Origin of the sequence: Streptomyces sp. NPDC017225, assembly GCF_044331465.1 — a bacterium.
In the GTDB taxonomy this organism is placed as follows: domain Bacteria; phylum Actinomycetota; class Actinomycetes; order Streptomycetales; family Streptomycetaceae; genus Streptomyces.
In genome coordinates this window covers 21,203-39,832 of sequence record NZ_JBIRNE010000026.1, presented here as the reverse complement: position 1 = coordinate 39,832, position 18,630 = coordinate 21,203, and the positions used below count along the sequence as shown (strand labels likewise).

1 protein-coding gene is annotated in these 18,630 nt (G+C 73.3%); it reads left to right on the top strand.

Going from position 1 to position 18,630, the window contains the following annotated elements; translation table 11 throughout:
- Nucleotides 1-51 precede the first annotated feature (51 nt).
- Nucleotides 52-18,630, top strand: coding sequence for an SDR family NAD(P)-dependent oxidoreductase (locus ACH4NX_RS34350; protein ID WP_398129992.1), 18,579 nt, complete (start codon nucleotides 52-54; stop codon nucleotides 18,628-18,630).

Below are 18,630 nucleotides of genomic sequence, written 5' to 3'. Positions count from 1 at the left end.
GCATCGAACATAACAGGGGGCAGCTCCACCATGGCCGAATTCCAAGCGGACATGTCGATACCGACAGAGGCGATCGCCGTCGTCGGTATGTCCTGCCGACTGCCACACGCGGAGAACCCCGCTCAGCTGTGGCGGCTGCTGAGCGACGGCCGCAGTGCCATCGGCGCGCCTCCCGCGGGGCGCCCCGAACTGCCCTCACGACCGGGCGGCTACCTCGAGGACGTCAGCGGCTTCGACGCCGGCTTCTTCGGCATCGGTCCGCGTGAGGCATCGTCGATGGATCCGCAGCAGCGGCTGATGCTTGAACTCGCCTGGGAGGCCTTGGAGGACGCCAGGCTCCGCCCGTCCGATCTCGCCGACAGCCGGACCGGCGTCTTCGTCGGCGTCATCGCCGACGACTACGCCGCCCTCACGCACCAGCACGGGATCGAAGGCATCACCCGTCACACCCTGACCGGACTCAACCGCGGCGTCATCGCCAACCGGATCTCCTACACCCTGGGTCTGCACGGACCGAGCGCGGCCGTGGACACCGGCCAGTCCTCCTCACTGGTCGCTGTGCACCAGGCGGTCGAGAGCCTGCGCCGCGGCGAGTCCGCCATGGCCCTCGCCGGCGGTGTCAACCTCAACCTGGTGCCGGACAGCACCATCGGCGCGGAGCGGTTCGGCGCGCTGTCACCGGACGGTCGCAGCTTCACCTTCGACGCGAGGGCGAACGGATACGTACGCGGTGAGGGCGGCGCCTTCGTGGTGCTCAAGCCCTTGCACGCCGCCGTGGCGGACGGCGACCCGGTCTACTGCGTGCTGCGCGGCAGCGCGATGAACAACGACGGAACGACCGAGGGTCTCACCGTACCGAGTCCGGCCGGCCAGCAGAACGTCCTGCGGCAGGCGTACGAGCGTGCCGAGGTGCCCGCCGAGCAGGTGCAGTACGTCGAGCTGCACGGCACGGGTACCAAGCTGGGCGACCCGATCGAAGCGTCGGCGCTGGGCGCGGTGCTCGGCGACGGCCGCGTGGACGGAGCCGACCTGCGGGTCGGATCGGTGAAGACCAACGTCGGACACCTTGAGGGAGCCGCCGGCATCGTCGGCTTGCTGAAGGCGGCACTCTGCATCCGGCACCGCGAGCTCGTGCCGAGCCTGAACTTCGAAACCCCCAACCCGGACATTCCACTCGACCAGTTGAAACTCGCCGTACAGCGCGGCCGCGAGCCGTGGCCGCGGCCGGACGAGCCGCTCTACGCGGGTGTCAGCTCGTTCGGCATGGGCGGTACGAACTGTCACGTCGTGCTCTCGGACTGGCGCGCCGAGCCGGCGGCGCGGGAGGAACCGCCCGGCGCCGAGTCCGGCGCGGGCGTGGTGCCGTGGGTGGTGTCGGGCAGGTCGGCCGAGGCCGTGGCGGGCCAGGCGGATCGCCTGGTGTCCTTCCTGGAGGAGCGTCCGGAGCTGGACGTCGCGGCGGTCGGCCGCTCGCTCGCCGTGACGCGTTCTCGTTTCGATCACCGCGCGGTGGTCGTGGGCCAGACTCGCGAGGAGTTGCTGGCCGGAGCCCGGGCGTTGGCCGAGGGCGTGCCCGCGGCCGGTGTCGTCACGGGTCGTGCGGCGCAGGACGGCGCGCTCGCGTTCCTGTTCTCCGGGCAGGGTAGTCAGCGTGTGGGGATGGGGCGTGAGCTGTACGCGGCGGAGCCGGTGTTCGCGGCCGCGTTCGACGAGGTGGTCGCGGCTCTTGATGTGTATGTGGATCGTTCGCTTGCCGGGGTGATCGCGGGGGATCCGGGGCTGCTCGAGCGGACGGTATTCACTCAGCCGGCGTTGTTCGCCATCGAGGTGGCGTTGTTCCGGCTGCTGTCGCATTACGGGGTGACACCGGATTACCTGCTGGGTCATTCGGTGGGTGAGCTGGCGGCGGCCCATGTGGCGGGTGTGCTGTCGCTCGAGGACGCGGCGCGTCTGGTGTGTGCCCGGGCCCGTCTGATGGAGGGGGTCGCCGCGGGTGGGGCGATGGTGGCCCTGAACGCGGGAGAGGAGCGCGTCGCGGGGTGGCTCGAGGGGCGTTCGGGTGTGGAGGTGGCGGGGGTCAACAGCCCTGTCGACACGGTGGTCTCGGGTGACGAGGCGGCCGTGCTCGAGGTTTTGGAGCTGGCTCGTGGGGAGGGTGTGAAGGCGACTCGCTTGAAGGTGAGTCATGCGTTCCACTCGGCGCATCTGGACGGGGTGCTGGCGGAGCTGACCGAGGTGGCCCGGACTCTGACCTATTCTCCTGCGCGGATTCCGGTGGTCTCGAATGTGACCGGCGAGCCGGTCGAGGAGTTCACGGCCGAGTACTGGGCTGTTCAGGCCCGTCGGGCGGTGCGTTTCGCCGACGGTGTCGCGACGCTGGCGGGTCTTGGTGTGACGGCGTTCATGGAGCTGGGGCCGGGCGGGACGCTCGCGGGTCTGGCGAGTGGGTGCCTGGCGGATGCCGAGGGCAGGGTCGTGGTTCCGGTGCTGCGCGGGGAACGTGCCGGGAAGCGTTCCCTCCTCGCTGCCCTGGGCGCGGTGCACGCACATGGTGTGGACGTCGACTGGAAGCGGATCCTGCCGGGTTCCGGTCTGGTCGCGCTGCCGACATATGCCTTCCAGCGCCGGCGCTTCTGGCTGGACGGTTCGGCGAAGGGCCCCGTCCAGGTCCGTACCGACGCGACAGGGCAGAGCGGTTCGAAGCAGGTCACGCGAGGCGACACGCTGGAACTGGTGCGTGCGCACGCAGCGGCGGTGCTCGGCCACGGATCGGCGCGCGACGTGGACGTCGACACGACCTTCAAGGACGCCGGCTTCGACTCCCTCTCGGCCGTCGAACTGCGGAACGCGCTGAACGCAGCCACCGGGCTCTCGCTGCCTTCCAGCCTCCTCTTCGACCACCCGACCCCGGCCAGACTCGCCGAACACCTCGACGGTCGGCTCCACGGCCCGGACCGGAGCCAGGGCCGGGAAGACGCCGCGTACGAGGCCACCGCCCTTGACGAGCCGATCGCCATCGTGGGCATGGCATGTCGGCTGCCGGGCGGAGTCGCCTCCGCGGAGGACCTGTGGCGCCTGGTCAGCAGGGAGGCCGACGCGGTCGGCGGATTCCCGACCAACCGCGGCTGGGACCTCGATTCCCTCTTCACCCCCGATCCGGACAGCCCCGGCAAGACCTACGCCGCCCAGGGCGGCTTCCTGCACGACGCGGACCGGTTCGATGCCGCCTTCTTCGGCATCAGCCCCCGCGAGGCAGCCGCGATGGAACCCCAGCAGCGGCTGCTCCTCGAGACGGCCTGGGAGGCCTTCGAACAGGCGGGCATGGACCCCGCCGCGCTGCGCGGCACCCGTACCGGCGTGTACGTGGGCGCGACGGCGCAGGAGTACGGGCCGCGGCTGCACGAGCCGTCCGACGGACACGACGGCTACCTGCTGACGGGCAACACCGCCAGTGTGGCCTCGGGCCGGCTGTCCTACACCTTCGGTCTGCAGGGGCCGGCGGTGACGGTCGACACCGCCTGTTCGTCCTCGCTCGTCGCGCTTCACCTCGCCGCGCAGTCCCTGCGCCGGGGCGAGTCCTCCGTGGCCCTCGCCGGCGGTGTGTCCGTCATGGCCACACCCGGCATGTTCGTGGAGTTCTCCCGGCAGCGCGGGCTGTCGCCGGACGGGCGCTGCAAGGCGTTCTCCTCGTCGGCGGACGGCACCGGGTGGGCCGAGGGCGTGGGGCTGCTGGTGCTGGAACGGCTGTCGGACGCGGAGCGCAACGGGCACCGGGTGCTCGCGGTGATCCGTGGCTCCGCCGTGAACCAGGACGGTGCGAGCAACGGCCTGACGGCGCCGAACGGGCCCTCGCAGGAGCGGGTCATCCGCGCCGCGCTCGCCGACGCCCGCCTGGCGGCGTCCGAGGTGGACGCGGTCGAGGCGCACGGCACCGGCACCACGCTCGGCGACCCGATCGAGGCGCAGGCGCTGCTGGCCACCTACGGCCAGGACCGCGAGGTGCCGCTCCGCCTCGGCTCGCTGAAGTCGAACATCGGTCACACGCAGGCCGCGGCGGGCGTCGCGGGCGTGATCAAGATGGTCATGGCGATGCGTAACGGGGTTCTCCCTGCCACGCTGCACGTGGACGAGCCGACTTCGCACGTCGCCTGGTCGGCCGGCGCGGTCGAGCTGCTGACGCAGGCGCATGAGTGGCCGGAGCTCGGCCGTCCGCGCCGGGCGGGCGTCTCGTCCTTCGGTATCAGCGGGACCAACGCCCACCTCATCGTCGAGCAGGCCAGGCAGGCCGAAGCCCCGGTGGAGGAGCCGGCGGTGCCGGGTCCGGTGCCGTGGGTGGTGTCGGGCAGGTCCGGGGCCGCGCTGTCGGAGCAGGCGGACCGGCTGGTGTCGTTCCTGGAGGACCGGCCGGAACTCGACGCCGTGAGCGTGGGCCGTTCGCTGGCCGTGTCGCGTGCTCGTTTCGATCACCGTGCCGTGCTCGTGGGGGAAACCCGTGAGGAACTCCTCGACGCTCTGCGAGCGCTGACGCCGGGCGAGCCCGTCTCGACGGGTTCCGTCGCGTTCCTGTTCTCGGGCCAAGGCAGTCAGCGCCTGGGCATGGGCCGTGAGCTGTACGCGGCGGAGCCGGTCTTCGCGGCCGCGTTCGACGAGGTCGTCGCGGCGCTGGACGTCCACTTGGACCGGTCGCTCGCCGGGGTGATCGAGGACGAGCCGGAGCTGCTCCGGCGGACGGCGTTCACTCAGCCGGCGTTGTTCGCGATCGAGGTGGCCCTGTTCCGGCTGCTGTCCCATCACGGAGTGACCCCGGACTATCTGGTGGGTCATTCGGTGGGTGAGCTGGCGGCGGCCCATGCGGCGGGTGTGCTGTCGCTCAAGGACGCGGCGCGTCTGGTGTGTGCGCGGGCGCGTCTGATGGACGGCGTCGCTCAGGGCGGGGCGATGGTCGCCCTGAACGCGGATGAGGCGCGTGTTGCGGGGTGGCTCCAGGGCCGTTCCGGTGTGGAGGTGGCCGGGGTCAACAGCCCCGCCAGCACGGTGATCTCGGGTGACGAGCCGGCCGTGCTCGACGTCCTGGAGCTGGCGCGCGGGGAGGGCGTGAAGGCGACCCGGCTGAAGGTGAGCCACGCCTTCCACTCCGCGCACCTGGACGGAATGCTGACGGAGCTCACCGAGGTCGCCCGGACCCTGACCCATGCGGCTCCCCGGATCCCGGTCGTCTCGAACGTCACAGGTGAGGTGATCGAAAAGTTCACCGCCGAGTACTGGGCGGTCCAGGCCCGGTCGGCGGTCCGTTTCGCCGACGGCATGGCCACGCTGGCCGACCTTGGTGTGACGGCGTTCCTGGAGCTGGGCCCCGACGGGACACTCGCGGGTCTGACGGGCGAGTGCCTGGCCGACGCCGACGGCATCGTCGTGGTCCCGCTGCTGCGCAAGGACCGGGCCGAGAAGCGTTCCCTCCTCGCCGCCCTGGGCGCTGTGCACGCGCATGGCGTGGGCGTGGACTGGGAGGGGTTCCTGCCGGGCTCCGGTGTGGTGGAGCTGCCCACGTACGCCTTTCAGCGTGAGCGCTTCTGGCTGGACGCGCCGCGTTCCGGTGACGCGGCGGGCCTGGGCCTGACGGCTGTGAACCATCCGATGCTGGCCGCGGCGATCACGGACCCCGATGGCGATGCGGTGCAGTTCTCGGCCTCGGTGTCGTTGTCCTCGCATCCGTGGCTGGCCGACCACGCGATCGGCGGGACGGTCCTGGTCCCGGGGACGGTGTTCCTGGAGCTCGCGGGCACCGCGGCCGAGCACCTGGGTCATGCCAGCGTCGAGGAACTCACCCTCCAGGCACCCCTGATCCTCTCGGAGAAGACGGGCACCCAGCTGCGGCTGTCCGTCGACCGGGCCGACGCGCGCGGCGATCGTCGGTTCACCGTGTACGCGCGGACCGGCGAAGAGCCGTGGACCGGTCACGCGGCCGGCCTGCTCACTCCCTCCGTCGCCTCGCCGGGCGTCTCCCTGGGCCAGTGGCCGCCGGCCGAAGCCACCCCCGTCCCCGTGGACGGCGTCTACGACCGCCTCGACGACCTGGGCTACGGCTACGGGCCGGCCTTCCACGGCCTGCGCGCCGCCTGGCGCGCAGGCGACGACATCTTCGCCGAGGTCGTCCTGCCCGACCAGCTCCACACCGAGGCCGCGCGCTTCGGCGCGCATCCCGCCCTCCTCGACGCGGTCCTGCACCCGCTCGTTCTCGAGGCCGCGGACTCGGCGCGGGACGACAGCACGATCCGTCTGCCGTTCTCGTTCTCGGGCTTCGCGCTGCACGCGGTCGGCGCCACGGTGCTGCGCGTCCGCTGGACCCGCACCGGCCAGGACACGGCCCGTCTCGTTCTGGCCGACGGCACCGGCGCCCCTGTGGCGGCGATCGAGTCGGTCGCCCTGCGGCCGATCGCCCGTGATCAGCTCGCCGTCGTCAGCCCGGCCCTGGAGTCCCTGTACCGGATGGCCTGGGAGGCCGTCCCAGCGGCCGAGCCGGTCGCCGACCAGCGGTGGGTCCGGCTCGGCGAGGCGCCCTGCACCGACCTCGCCGCGCTCGGCGCCGCGGTCGACGCAGGGGCCACCGCGGCGGAGTTCGTGGTGATCGGCGAGAAGCAGCTCGCCGCAAGCACCACCGGTGACGAGCTCGCCCTGACCCACGCCACGGCGGCGCGCGGGCTCGAGGCGGTCCGGGACTGGCTGGCCGCCCCGCAGTTCGCGGACAGCCGCCTCGTCCTCGTCGTACCGGACGGTGCGCTGCACACGGCCCCGCTCGTGGGCCTGATCCGTACCGCGCAGTCCGAGCAGCCGGGGCGACTGGTCCTCGTCCACGTGGACGAGGACGGTGCGGAGCTGCTCCCCGCCGCGCTGGCGTCCGGCGAGCCCGAGGTGGCGGTGCGCGGCGGCGGGTTGTTCGTGCCGCGTCTGGCGCGCGCCGCGGGTGCCGTGGCGAAGACGGTGAGGGGCCTGGACCCGGAGGGCACGGTCCTGGTGACCGGCGCTCTGGGCACGTTGGGCCGCCTGGTGGCGCGCCGTCTGGTGACGCGTCACGGTGCGCGGCACCTGCTGCTGGTGTCGCGTCGGGGTGCCGAGACCCCGGGCGCCGCCGAGTTCGTGGCGGAGCTGGCGGAGTCGGGCGCGCGTGCCCGGGTGGCGGCGTGCGACGTGTCGGACTTCGACGCGCTGGCGGGTCTGCTGGACGAGGTCGCGGCCGAGCGTCCGCTGACCGCCGTGGTGCACACGGCGGGTGTCCTGGACGACGCGACGGTCGCCTCGCTGTCGGCCGGTCAGCTGGGGCGGGTGATGCGCCCGAAGGTGGACGCGGCCTGGAACCTCCACCGCCTCACCGAGTCCCTCGCCCTCACCTCGTTCATCATGTTCTCGTCCATCGCGGGACTCATGGGCAACGCCGGCCAGGCCAACTACGCGGCCGCGAACACCTTCCTCGACGCCCTCGCCCAGCACCGCCATGCCCGGGACCTGCCTGCCACCTCCCTCGCGTGGAGCCTGTGGGACAGCGCCGACGGCATGGCCGGAACGCTCGCGGACGCCGACGTCGCGCGCTGGAAGCGGAGTGGCATCGTCCCGCTGGCCCCGGAACTGGGGCTCGACTTGTTCGACGCGGCGCTCGCCTCGACGGAGCCGCTGCTGGTCCCCGCCGAATTCGACCTGGGCGCCCTGCGCGCCCTGGGCGCCCTGGGCGAGGAGAACACGCTGCCCAAGCTGTTCACCGGCCTGGTCCCCGTCCGCCGCCGGCAGGCGGCAGGCACCGCCCGCAGCGCCGACTCGTCCTGGGGCCGGCGGATGAGCGCACTGCCCGCGGAGGAGCGGGCGCAGGCCGTGCTCCAGACCGTACGGGAGACCGTCGGGCTGGTCCTCGGGCACGGGGCCGACGCCGGCACAGACCCGGCCAGGGCGTTCAAGGACACCGGCTTCGACTCCCTCACGGGTGTCGAACTGCGCAACCGGCTGGGCTCGGTGACCGGGCTGCGGCTGCCCACCACCCTCGTGTTCGACCACCCGTCGCCCCAGGCGGTGGCGGACTTCCTGCTCGACCGGCTCGACGCGACCGGAACCGCCGCCGTCCCGTCGGTGGCCGCCCACGCCCCGGGACTGGACGAGCCGATCGCCGTGGTCGGTATGGGCTGCCGCTACCCGGGCGGGGTCTCCTCGCCGGAGGACCTGTGGCGGCTCGTGGCAGAGGGCCGGGACGCGATCGGCGACTTCCCGTCCGACCGCGGCTGGGACGTGGAAGGCCTCTTCGACCCGGACCCCGAGAAGATCGGCAAGTCGTACACGCGCAAGGGCGGATTCCTCCACGACGCCGCGGATTTCGACGCCGAGTTCTTCGGTCTGAGTCCGCGCGAAGCGATCGCGACCGACCCGCAGCAGCGTGTGCTGCTCGAGGTCGCGTGGGAGGCGCTGGAGCGGGCGGGAATCGACCCCACCGCGCTGCGCGGCTCCTCGACCGGTGTCTACGCGGGTGTGATGTACAACGACTACGGGTCGCGGCTGGCGAGCGCTCCGGAGGGCTTCGAGGGGCACCTGCTGACGGGCACGATCGCGAGCGTCCTGTCGGGCCGGGTGTCCTACACGTTCGGACTCGAGGGGCCGGCGGTGACGCTGGACACGGCATGCTCCTCGTCGCTGGTGGCGGTCCACCTGGCCGCTCAGGCGCTGCGCCAGGGCGAGTGCTCGATGGCACTCGCCGGCGGTGTCACCGTGATGTCCACGCCGACGACCTTCGTCGAGTTCTCTCGTCAACGCGGTCTGTCGCCGGACGGGACCTGCAAGTCGTTCGCCGCTTCGGCGGACGGTACGGGCTGGGGCGAGGGCGCGGGCATGCTGGTGCTGGAGCGTCTGTCGGACGCCCAGCGGCTCGGGCACCACGTCCTCGGTGTGATCCGTGGTTCCGCGGTCAACCAGGACGGTGCGAGCAACGGCCTCACCGCCCCCAACGGTCCCTCCCAGGAACGCGTCATCCGCCAGGCCCTCGCCAACGCCCGCCTCGCCCCGCACGAGGTGGACGCGATCGAGGCGCACGGCACCGGCACCCGGCTCGGTGACCCGATCGAGGCCAACGCGCTGCTGGCCACCTACGGCCAGGACCGCGGCGAGCCGCTGCGTCTGGGATCGATCAAGTCGAACATCGGTCACACCCAGGCCGCCGCCGGCGTCGCGGGCATCATCAAGATGCTGATGGCGATGCGTCACGCGGAGCTCCCGGCGACGCTGCACGTGGACGAGCCGACGCCGCACGTCGACTGGTCGACCGGTGCGGTGGAGCTGGTCACCGAGCATCGGGCCTGGCCAAAGGTGGCGCGTCCGCGCCGCGCGGCCGTTTCCTCGTTCGGCATCAGCGGTACGAACGCGCATGTGGTCCTGGAACAGGGCCCGGAGCCGGTCGTGGCCGGTGAGCCCGCGGTGGCGGGGCTTCCGCTGGTGGTCTCGGCGAAGAGCGAGGCGGCCCTGGCGGCCCGGGCCGGCCAGATACATGAGCTGCTGGCCTCGGAGAGCGCCGCCCCCGCGCGGGTGGCGTCGGCTCTCGCCACCCGCGTCCCGCACCTCCCCCTGCGGGCGACGGTCTCGGGTGCCGACCGGGACGAACTGCTGGCAGGCCTCGACGCACTGGCCTCGGGCGGGACCGCGCCGAACCTGGTGCAGGGCACGGCCACGGACGCGGGCAAGACGGTGTTCGTGTTCCCGGGACAGGGCTCGCAGTGGCAGGGCATGGCCCTGGAACTCTTCGGCTCCTCCCCGGTGTTCGCCGCCCGGCTCGTGGAGTGCGAGCGGGCGCTGGCGCCGTTCACGAACTGGTCTCTGCTGGACGTCCTGCGCGGTGTGGAGGGCGCGCCCGGATTCGACCGGGTGGACGTGGTGCAGCCGGCGCTGTGGGCCGTGATGGTGTCCCTGGCCGCGCTGTGGCGTTCGGTGGGCATCGAGCCGGACGCGGTGATCGGCCACTCGCAGGGCGAGATCGCGGCGGCCGCGGTGTCCGGCGCGCTGTCGCTGGAGGACGCGGCGAAGGTCGTGGCGCTGCGCAGCCGGGCGATCGTGAAGCTGGCGGGTACGGGCGGGATGGTCTCGGTGGCCCTGCCCGCCGACGACGTCCGCGTCCTCATCACCCGCTGGGACGGCGCCATCGACATCGCCGCACACAACGGCCCGCGTTCCGTGGTGGTCGCCGGAGAGGTGACCGCTCTGGAGGAGTTGGTCGCCCACTGCAAGGACAACAGGACGCGCGCCAAGCGCATCCCGGTCGACTACGCCTCCCACTCCGCGCACGTCGAAAGCCTGCGGGACGAGCTTGTCGACGCCCTGTCCTCGCTCACTCCGCGCGCCGTCGAGGTGCCCTTCCTCTCCACCGTCACCGGTCAGCCGCTGGAGGGCACGGAGCTCGACGGCGCCTACTGGTTCCACAACCTGCGCAGGACCGTCCAGCTGGAGGAGGCCACCCGGACCCTGCTCGATCAGGGCCACCGCGTCTTCATCGAGGCCAGCGCCCACCCGGTGCTGACCATCGCGCTCCAGGAGACGATCGACGACACGTCCTACGACAGCGCCGTCACCGTGCCCTCGCTCCACCGTGACGAAGGTGGACTCGACGACTTCCTCGCCTCCGCGGCGCAGGCCCACGTCTCGGGCGCTGCGCTCGACTGGGCTGCCGTGCTCGGCGGCCCCGGCGCGGTCGTCGACCTGCCGACCTACCCCTTCCGGCGCCGGCGCCACTGGCTGGAGGGCCCGGCGACGGCCGGGGACGCGGGCGGGCTCGGCATGGCCGCAGAGCGGCACCCGCTCGTCGGCGCCGCGCTCTGGCTTGCCGACGTGGACAAGCTGGTCCTGAGCGGCAGGATCGCCCTGACCACGCACCCCTGGCTGGCCGACCACGCCGTGGCCGACACCGTGCTGCTCCCCGGCACCGCGTTCGTGGACCTCGCCATCCGGGCGGGTGACCACACCGGCCTCGACCAGCTCGACGAACTGACCCTCCAGGCACCCCTGGTGCTGTCCGGCCGCGGCGCGGTACAGCTGCAGGTCGTCGTGGACGCCCCGGACGAGGAGGGCCGGCGCGCCCTGTCGGTGCACTCCCGCCCGGAGCCCGGCTTTGACGACGCCCTGATCCACCCGTGGACCCTCCACGCCACCGGCGTACTGGGCCACGCGGAAGGACCTGCCGACGTACCGGCGGACACCGCCTGGCCCCCGGCCGGCGCCGAGCCGGTCGACCTGACGGCGGCGTACGACACGCTCGCCGAGCGGGGCTTCCAGTACGGGCCCGCCTTCCAGGGCCTGCGGGCGCTGTGGCGCACCGGCCAGGAGACGTTCGCCGAGGTCGCGCTCCCAAGGGACGTCTCCCCGGGAGAGTTCGGGATCCACCCGGCCCTCCTCGACGCCGCCCTGCACCCGCTGGCGCTCGCGGAGGACGGCCGCCTGGTGCTGCCGTTCGCCTGGACCGGCGTTCGGCTGCACGCGGTGAACGCCGGCGTGTTGCGCGTACGGATCACCCCGGAAGGCCCGGGTGCCGCCCTGTCCCTCGCCGACGCGGGCGGAGCGCCGATCGCGTCGGTGAGGACGCTCAGCCTGCGGGCCGTGGACCCCGCGCAGCTGACCGGCCCGGGCACGTCCCGCCGGCCGGTGCTCCAGGTGGAGTGGACGGCCGCCCCCGAGGCCGCCCCGGCCGCGGGGTGGGCCGTCCTCGACGACCGCGGCCACGGTCTGCCCGCCCCTGCGGGCAGCTACTCGGACCTCGCCGGCATCGTCGGAAACCCGCCGCTGGTCGTGGTCCCCTTCTCGGGGGAGGACGGCCCCGGCGCCGTGGCACACCGGACCCTGCGGCTGGCCCAGGAATGGCTCGCCGAGGATCGGTTCGCCGACTCGCGCCTGGTCTTCCTGACCCGCGACGCGACCACCGCCCGCACGGAGGCCGGACTCGCCTCGGCCCCCGTCTGGGGTCTTGTGCGTACCGCCATGACCGAGCACCCCGACCGGTTCGGCCTGCTGGACCTGACGGACCGGGACCCCTCCGAGGCCGAGCTCGGCCGTGCACTGGCCGTACCGGAGGCGCAGGTGAGCCTGCGGGACGGGGCCCTGTTCGTACCGCGGCTGGTCAAGTCGCCCGAGGCGGACGGCACCGTGCCCGCCCTGAACCCCGAGGGCACCGTCCTCGTCACGGGCGCCACCGGCACCCTGGGGCAGCTCTTCGCCCGCCACCTCGTCGCCGGACACGGCGTACGGCATCTGCTGCTGGCGAGCCGCCGGGGGCGGGACGCGGCGGGCATGCTCGAGCTGGAGGCCGAACTCACGGCCCACGGTGCCCACGTGTCCGTGGTCGCCTGTGACACGGCCGACCGCCCGTCGGTCGCCGCGATGCTGGACGCGATCCCCTCGTCGCACCCGCTCACCGCGGTCCTGCACACCGCCGGCGTCCTCGACGACGGCACCCTGCACGCCCTCACGGCCGAGCAGCTCGACACCGTCCTGCGCCCCAAGGTCGATGCCGCACGGCATCTGCACGAGCTGACGGCCGGCCTGGACTTGGACGCGTTCGTCCTGTTCTCCTCGTTGGCCGGTACGGTCGGCACCGCGGGACAGGCCAACTACGCCGCGGCCAACACCTATCTGGACGCCCTCGCGCAACACCGCCAGGCCCTGGGCCTGCCCGGTACGTCGCTGGCCTGGGGCCTGTGGGCCGAGGGCAGCGGGATGACCGGTCACCTGACCGACGCCGACCTCGCCCGCATGTCCCGGGGCGGCATCGCCCCCATCGGCAGCGAGCAGGGCCTCGCACTGTTCGACGCGGCCCTCGCCACCCGCCGACCGGTGCTCGTCCCGGCGCTCCTCGACCACACCGGACTGCGGGCCCGGAACGAGGACGGCACGTTGCCCGCGCTCTTCCACGGCCTGGTGCGTCTGGTGCGGCGCGCCGCCGCCGGCGGACAGCCGGGCGGAAACACCCTCCGTGAACGCCTGGCGCCCCTGGCCCCCCAGGACCAGGAGCGCGCGATCCTCGAACTGGTCCGCGGCGTGGTGGCCTCCGTACTGGGGCACACCGACGCCGACCAGGTCTCGCCCGACCGGGCCTTCAGCAAGCTGGGCTTCGACTCGCTCAAGGCGGTGGAACTCCGCAACCGGCTGAACGCGGCCGCGGGCCTGAAGCTGCCCGCGACGCTGGCGTTCGACCACCCGAACACCAGCGAGCTGGCCGGCTTCCTGCGGACCGAACTGCTGGGCTCGGGCGCCGCGCCGGCCGAGGCCGAACCGCTCGAGGCCGCGCCGGCCGGGACCGAACCGGCTGTCGGCGCCTGCGACGAGCCGATCGCGATCGTCTCGATGGCCTGCCGCTACCCGGGCGAGGCCGGCTCCCCGGAGGAGCTGTGGGCACTGCTGTCCGACGAGCGGGACGCCATCGGCCCGTTCCCGACCGACCGCGGCTGGGATCTGGAGAGCCTGTACGACACGGACCCCGACCATGCGGGCACCTCGTACACCCGGCACGGCGGATTCCTCTACGAGGCTCCGCAGTTCGACCCCGAACTCTTCGGGGTCAGCGCACGGGAGGCCACCGCCATCGACCCTCAGCAGCGACTCCTGCTGGAGATCTGCTGGGAGGCCTTCGAGCGCGCGGGCATCGACCCCACCTCCCTCAAGGGCACCCAGACCGGTGTGTTCGCCGGCGTCATGGCCAACGACTACGCGGCACGCCTGAAGGACGCCCCCGAGGGGATGGAGGGCTACCTGTCGGTCGGCAGCACGGTCAGTGTCGCCTCCGGCCGCATCGCCTACACCTTCGGCCTGCAGGGCCCGGCGATCACCGTCGACACCGCCTGCTCCTCCTCGCTCGTATCCATCCACCTCGCCGCCCAGGCACTGCGCAACGGCGAATGCGGGCTGGCCCTCGCCGGCGGCGTGACCGTGCTGGCCGCGCCCACTCTGTTCGTCGAGTTCAGCCGGCAGCGCGGCCTGGCACCGGACGGCCGGTGCAAGTCCTTCTCCGCGCAGGCGGACGGGGCGGCCTGGGCCGAAGGCGCCGGAATCCTCCTGCTGGAGCGGCTCTCCGACGCCCGGCGCAACGGCCGCCGGATCCTCGGCGTGATCCGCGGAACCGCCGTCAACCAGGACGGCGCGAGCAACGGCCTCACCGCCCCCAACGGCCCCTCCCAGGAACGGGTGATCCGCCAGGCGCTGACCAACGCGGGCCTGACCACCGCGGACGTCGACGCGCTGGAGGCCCACGGCACCGGCACCACGCTGGGCGACCCGATCGAGGCCCGGGCCGTACTCGCCACCTACGGGCAGGCGCGCACGTCCCCCCTCCTGATGGGCTCCCTGAAGTCCAACATCGGACACTCCCAGGCCGCCGCCGGTGTGGCCGGCGTCATCAAGATGGTCAAGGCGATGGAGCACGGAGTACTCCCCAAGAGCCTCCACATCGACGAGCCCAGCCCGCACGTGGACTGGTCCTCGGGCGAGGTGGAACTGCTCACCGAGGCGGTGCCGTGGCCCGGGACCGAGCGGCCTCGGCGGGCGGGCGTGTCCTCCTTCGGCATCAGCGGCACCAACGCCCACGTCATCGTGGAGCAGCCGCCGGCCGAGGGGACGGTCCCGCCGGCCGAGCCGATGCCGGTCGTGCCGCTGCTGCTGTCCGGGCACAATGACGCGGCCCTGCTGGCACAGGCCGACCAGGTGGGCGCGGCGCTCGCCGACGCCGGGCCGCGGGACCTGGCATCGACGGGCCGGACCCTGGCCGTCGGACGAGCCGGCCTCCCGCACCGTGCCGTGGTGGTGGCCGCCACCACCGCCGAAGCGGTCGACGCACTCGCGGCACCGACCGTGCGGGGAACACCCGTGGACGGCCGTACCGCCTTCCTGTTCACCGGCCAGGGCAGCCAGCGGCTCGGCATGGGCCGGGAGCTGTACACCGCCTACCCCGCCTACGCCCAGGCCCTGGACGCCGTGTGCGCGGAGCTCGACCCATGGCTGGAGGAGCCGCTGCTCGACATCCTCTTCGGCGAGGACCCGGCGCCGCTGGACCAGACCGGCTTCGCGCAGCCCGCCCTGTTCGCCACCGAGGTCGCGCTCTTCCGGCTCCTCGAGGACTGGGGCGTACGGCCGGACTTCCTCGCGGGTCACTCCATCGGTGAGCTGGCCGCCGCGCACGTCGCCGGTGTCCTCTCACCGGCGGACGCGGCACGGCTCGTCGCGGCACGCGGCCGGCTGATGCAGGCGATGCCCGCAGGCGGCGCGATGCTCGCCGTACAGGCCGGGGAGCAGGAGGTGCTGCCGCTGCTCGACGGACGGGAGGACCTGCTGGCCATCGCCGCCGTCAACGGCCCCGTCTCCGTGGTGCTCTCGGGCGACGCGCAAGCCGTCGAGGCCGTCGGCGCCGAACTCTCGGCCCGGGGGCGCAGGACCAAGCGGCTGCGCGTCAGCCACGCCTTCCACTCCCCGCACATGGACGCGATGCTGGACGAGTTCCAAACGGTCGCCAAGGGGCTCACGTTCGCCGCGCCCACCATCCCGATCATCTCCACCCTGACCGGGCAGCCGGTCGGCGCCGGGGAACTGACCACGCCCGAGTACTGGGTCCGGCACGTCCGCCGGCCCGTGCGCTTCCTGGACGCGGCACGCGCCCTGGAGGCCGCAGGCGTACGGACCTTCCTGGAACTCGGCCCCGACGGCGTGCTCAGCGCGATGGGGCAGGACTTCCTCGACGCGGGATCGCTCCTGGTCCCGGTGCTGCGCGGCGGGCGCCACGAGCCGCACACCGCCGTCACCGCCCTGGCCCACGCCCACGTACGAGGCGTGCCGGTCCACTGGCGCGCGCTGTTCGGCGAGAACGCCGGACCCGCCGCGGACCTGCCGACCTACCCCTTCCAGCGCCAACGCTACTGGCTCACCGAAGGGCCCGGCGGCGGCGACGTCACCTCGGCCGGACTCGACTCCGCCCGGCACCCGCTGCTCGGGGCCGCGGTGCCGCTCGCCGACTCCGACGGCGTCCTGTTCACCGGCCGGATCTCGGCCCGCGACCACCCCTGGTTCGCCGACCACGCCGTCGCCGGCACGCTGCTGGTCCCTGGCACGGCCCTGGTGGAACTCGCGCTCCACGCGGGCGCCGCGCTCGGCTGCGAGCGCCTGGAGGAACTCGCCCTCCAGGCACCCCTGGTCCTCCCCGACGAGGGCGCGCTCCAGCTCCAGATCACCGTCGGCGGCCCCGACGCGGACGGCCGCAGGCCCATCGCCGTCCACTCCCGCGGAGGACAGGAAGGCAGCGTCTGGAACCAGCACGCCACCGGAACCGTGATGGCCGCCGTTCCCGCCGTCCCCGAACCCGACCTCGCGTCCTGGCCTCCGGCCGGTGCCGAACCCCAGCCGGTCGAGGACCTGTACGACCGCCTCGCCGACCAGGGCTACGGCTACGGCCCCGCCTTCCAGGGCCTCCAAGCGGCATGGCGGTCGGGCGACGACCTCTACGCCGAGGTACGGCCGTCCGCCGACCCCGACGGATTCGCCCTGCACCCGGCACTGTTCGACGCCGCGCTGCACGCACTGCTCCTGGAGGAGTCGGCCGAGCTCCGGCTGCCCTTCTCCTTCGGCGGCGTCCAGCTGACCGGGGCCCGGAGCGGCACCGGCACCCTGCGGGTCAAGCTGTCGGCCGGCCCGGACGCAACGGTCGCGGTCGCCATCGCCGACGAGACGGGCGCGCCGGTGGCCACCGTCGCCTCGCTCGCCCTGCGGGCCCTGCCGGCGGGGACCGCGCTGCCCCATCCCTCCGGCCGGCACGTGTACGCGGTGGAGCGGGCCGGTGCGGAACTCTCCGCCGGCGGCGACACGAGCATCGTGGTCCTCGGCGAGGCCGACCTCGGACTCGCCGCCCAGCACTACGCCGACCTCGCCGGGCTGGCCGCCGCGGCGGCCGGCGGCTCGGTCGCACCCGACGTGGTCGTCCTTCCGGTACGTCCGGCCCCCGTGCACGAGACCGGCCGGGTCACTCAGGAAGTGCTGGCGGTCCTGCGGCAGTGGCTCGCCTCCGACGCGCCGGCCGGAGCGCGGCTCGCCGTGGTGAGCACCGGGGACCTGGCGCACAGCGCGCTGTCCGGGCTGATGCGGACCGCAGAGTCGGAACACCCGGGACGTTTCCAGCACGTGATCACGGATGGCCTGCCGGCCGGCCGCGAGCTGCTGGCCGCGGCCCTCGCCGACCCCCGGCCGCGGCTCGAACTGCACCAGGGACAGGTGTACGTGACCAGGCTCGCCAAGGTCCCGCACCCGGTGCGGATGCCGGACGCCGGCGACGCGTTCGACCCGGAGCGCACGGTGCTGATCACCGGTGGCACCGGCGCGCTCGGAGCCCAGGTCGCCCGGCACCTGGTGACCGGCCGCGGCGCCCGACGCCTGCTGCTCACCAGCCGGCGGGGCGGGGCGCAGGACCTCGTCGCCGAACTGACGGAGCTCGGTGCGGAGGTACGGGTCGCGGCATGTGACGCGGCCGACCGCGACGCGCTGGCCGCCCTGCTCGCCTCGATCCCGGACGCGCACCCGCTCACCGCGATCGTGCACGCGGCCGGAGTCGTCGAGGACACCACGCTGGAGGCCTTGAGCCCGCAGAGCCTCTCCCGGGTTCTGCGGCCGAAGGTGGAAGCCGCCTGGAACCTGCACGAGCTGACCGCCGGACTGGAGCTGACGGACTTCGTCCTCTTCTCCTCCGTCGCCGGCCTGGTGGGCAACGCCGGACAGGCCAACTACGCCGCCGGCAACACCTTCCTGGACGCGCTCGCCGCACACCGGCGCGCCGAGGGCCTGCCCGCCGTGTCCCTCGCCTGGGGCATGTGGCAGGACGGCATGGCGAACGACCTCGACCGTGCCGACCGGGCCAGGCTCGCACGCAACGGGATCCTGCCGATGCCGACCGACCAGGCCCTCGCAGCCCTCGACACGGTCCTGGCCGGAGCCGGAGCGCCACGACCCGGCGACGATGCGGTGACCCGGCCGGTGCTCGCCCCGGTGGCACTCGACCTCGCGGTACTGCGCAGCCTCGGGGACGCACTGCCCGAGCTGTACCGGGGCCTGGTGCGCACCGAGCGCCGGGCCGGCCGGCCCGCCTCCGCTCCGGCACCGATCACGCTGGCGCAGCGGCTCACCGGCCTGAACGGGGAAGAACAACAGCGGCTGCTGCTCGACTTCGTCAGGGAACAGGTCGGCATCGTCCTCGCCCACCCGTCCCCCGGGACGATCGACGTCCAGCGCGGGCTGCTGGACCTGGGCCTCGACTCCCTCACCGCGGTCGAACTGCGCAACAGGCTGAACACCGCCACCGCACTGCGGCTGCCCAGCACGCTCGTCTTCGACCACCCGACCACCCGGGCCATCGCCGCATATCTGCAAGGCGAACTGGCCGGCGAAACGGCGGACCCGGTCCAGGCGGCCCTGGACGCACTGGAGGCCGCTCTCTCGGCCGCCGGCCCGTCGGACGGCGACGGACCGGCACAAACGTACGCCGCGCGGCTGCGCGGCCTGCTCCGGACGGTGGCCGGCGGCCCCGACGAAGCCGACATCGATCTGGCGAGCGACGACCAGCTCTTCGCAGCACTTGACAACGAACTCGGCAGGTAG

Bases quoted from the DNA above. Each gene is read 5' to 3' on its own strand.
- ACH4NX_RS34350 (WP_398129992.1), top strand. From the start codon at position 52: ATGTCGATACCGACAGAGGCGATCGCCGTCGTCGGTATGTCCTGCCGA.